The sequence below is a fragment of the Microbacterium sp. genome (assembly GCF_031178525.1).
In the GTDB taxonomy this organism is placed as follows: domain Bacteria; phylum Actinomycetota; class Actinomycetes; order Actinomycetales; family Microbacteriaceae; genus Microbacterium.
In genome coordinates this window covers 1-2,358 of sequence record NZ_JAPSJA010000337.1, presented here as the reverse complement: position 1 = coordinate 2,358, position 2,358 = coordinate 1, and the positions used below count along the sequence as shown (strand labels likewise).

Here is a 2,358-nt window from a genome sequence, read left to right as displayed (position 1 = left end):
AGCTCGCCAATGAACACGAACGAGATGATCGCGCAGACCACGCAGCTCGCCTCGATGGAGCAGCTCACCGCCATGGCCGCCACGTCGACCGAGACGTTCGCGCTCACGATGCGACAGACCGCCGCCGATCTCGTGGGCCGCCAGGCCACCTACCTCGATGCCGACGGCGAGGCGCACACCGGCACCGTCACGTCCGTGTCCTTCACCGGCGCGACGCCGCAGGTGCTCTTCGGCGACGTGTCCGTGCCGCTCGACGCCATCGCCGGCGTCGTCGCCCCCGCGACGAACGCCTGACCTCCTCACGACCTTTCCCGCCTCACACGAAAGAAGCCAGCATGCTCCGCGCCCTTTACTCCGGCATCTCGGGTCTCCGCTCGCACCAGACGATGCTCGACGTCACCGGCAACAACATCGCCAACGTCAACACCACCGCGTTCAAGGGCTCGTCGGTCGAGTTCCAGGACACGCTGTCCCAGCTCGTGCGCAACTCCACCCTCCCGCAGGAGCAGACCGGCGGCAGCAACCCCGCCCAGGTCGGCCTCGGCGTGCAGGTCGCGAGCGTCTCGACCAACTTCGCGCAGGGCGCCGCGCAGTCCACCGGCGTTCCCACCCACCTGATGATCGCGGGCGACGGGTTCTTCGTCGTGCGCTCGGGGGCCGACACCGCCTACACCCGCAACGGCGCGTTCAAGTTCGACGCGCAGGGCCGGATGGTCACGTCCGACGGCGCGTTCGTGCAGGGATGGAGCGCACAGAACGGCGTCATCAACCCCGGCGCCACGGTGGGCACGATCACGCTCCCCGTGGGCGCCGTGTCGCCGCCCGCCGCCACGACGACCGCGCGCGTGACGGGCAATCTGCCCTCGGACGCGGAGGTCGGCGAGGAACTGGTGCGCGACGTGACGGTCTACGACGACGAGGGCACGCCCGACACGCTGTCGCTGACCTTCACGCGCACGGCCACCGGCTGGTCGGTCGCCACCGACGGCGGCGCGACCGCCGACCTGACGTTCACCGACGGCGAACTCTCGGGCGGCGGCACGCTCACCGCCGGGCCGATCACGATCGACATGACCGCGCTCAGCGGCTTCGCCGAGCTCTCGACGGTCACCATCAGCGGCCAGAACGGTCGCGCGGCCGGCACCCTGCAGTCGTACGCGCTGTCCGAGGACGGCAGCCTCGTCGGCACGTTCAGCAACGGGCAGACGCAGGTGCTCGCCCGCGTGGCCCTCGCGACGTTCATCAACCCCGAGGGTCTCGAGAAGGCCGGATCCTCGCAGTACCGTCCTACGGTCAACTCGGGTCAGCCGGCGATCGGCGAGGCGGGCGTCGACGGCATGGGGTCGCTCATCAGCGGTGCCCTGGAGATGTCGAACGTCGACCTCTCGCAGGAGTTCACGAACCTGATCGTCGCCCAGCGCGGCTTCCAGGCCAACGCGCGCATCATCACGACCAGCGACGAGGTGCTGCAGGAGCTCACGAACCTCAAGCGCTGACGCACGCGGCGCGTCCGCAGACACATCGGCCGCTCGGCCCGCCTAACCTCGCGGGTCGAGCGGCCGACAGTCACCTGTGACAGCCCAGGACGGGTTGTCGCATCCGCGACCCAGGACGGGGCGCGGTAATCGCGATCCGCGTGGATCGCAGACCGGCCCGGCGAGCCGCACGGATCGCCACCGGCATTTCCAGGATGGAGCCATGATCGTCGTCACGCGCCTGAACCGCACTCGGTTCGCGGTGAATCCGGACCTCATCGAACGGATCCACGCTTCGCCCGACACCACGCTGATCATGGTGGACGGGGCCACCTTCGTCGTCCTCGAGACCATGGACGACGTCATCGACCGCATCACGGACTTCCGAGCCCGCGTGCTCGCCTCGGCCGCCGACGCTCGGCGCTCCGCCGACGTCGCGGGGGTGATCGCCTGATGGATCCCGCATTCCTCCTCGGCCTCGTGCTCGCGTTCGGCTCGCTGTACGCGATGATCACGCTCGAGCACGCGAGCCTGAGCGCCCTGTTCCTGCCGGCGCCGATGATCCTCGTCTTCGGCGGCACGATCGCGGTGGGCATCGCGAGCGCCACGCTGCGCGACGCCCTCGTCTCGTTCCGGGCGCTGCCGCGGGCGATCCGCGGCGACCGGCGCACCGCCGCCGCGATGATCGATCAGATCGTCGAGTACGCGGAGAAGGCGCGAGCCGAGGGCCTGCTGTCCCTCGAGCAGCTCGTGCCGGACGCCGACGACCCGTTCGTGCGGCAGGCGCTGCAGAGCATCGCGGACGGCACCGACGCCGAAGAGCTGCGCATCGTGCTCGAGGACGAGATCGCCTCGACCGCGGCGCGCAACCGCACGGCGTCGC

The 2,358-nt window shown here is 70.1% G+C and carries 4 protein-coding genes; all 4 read left to right on the top strand.

What is annotated here, in order from left to right; translation table 11 throughout:
* The coding region (locus RIF89_RS14055) for a flagellar hook capping protein (RefSeq protein ID WP_309069701.1) at nt 1–294 on the top strand (294 nt) is incomplete at its 5' end.
* A gap of 41 nt (nt 295–335) precedes the next feature.
* A complete protein-coding gene (locus RIF89_RS14050; RefSeq protein WP_309069700.1) occupies nt 336–1,496 on the top strand; it encodes a flagellar hook protein FlgE in 1,161 nt (386 codons plus the stop codon).
* A gap of 202 nt (nt 1,497–1,698) precedes the next feature.
* Nucleotides 1,699–1,929, top strand: a complete 231-nt coding sequence (locus tag RIF89_RS14045; protein WP_309069699.1) for a flagellar FlbD family protein — start codon at nt 1,699–1,701, stop codon at nt 1,927–1,929.
* A partial coding sequence (locus RIF89_RS14040; RefSeq protein WP_375294488.1) for a motility protein A occupies nt 1,929–2,358 on the top strand: 430 nt, incomplete at its 3' end. The genes RIF89_RS14045 and RIF89_RS14040, both read left to right, overlap by 1 nt.

Coding starts and splice junctions, on each gene's coding strand:
- RIF89_RS14050 (WP_309069700.1), top strand. CDS start 336: ATGCTCCGCGCCCTTTACTCCGGCATCTCGGGTCTCCGCTCGCACCAG.
- RIF89_RS14045 (WP_309069699.1), top strand. CDS start 1,699: ATGATCGTCGTCACGCGCCTGAACCGCACTCGGTTCGCGGTGAATCCG.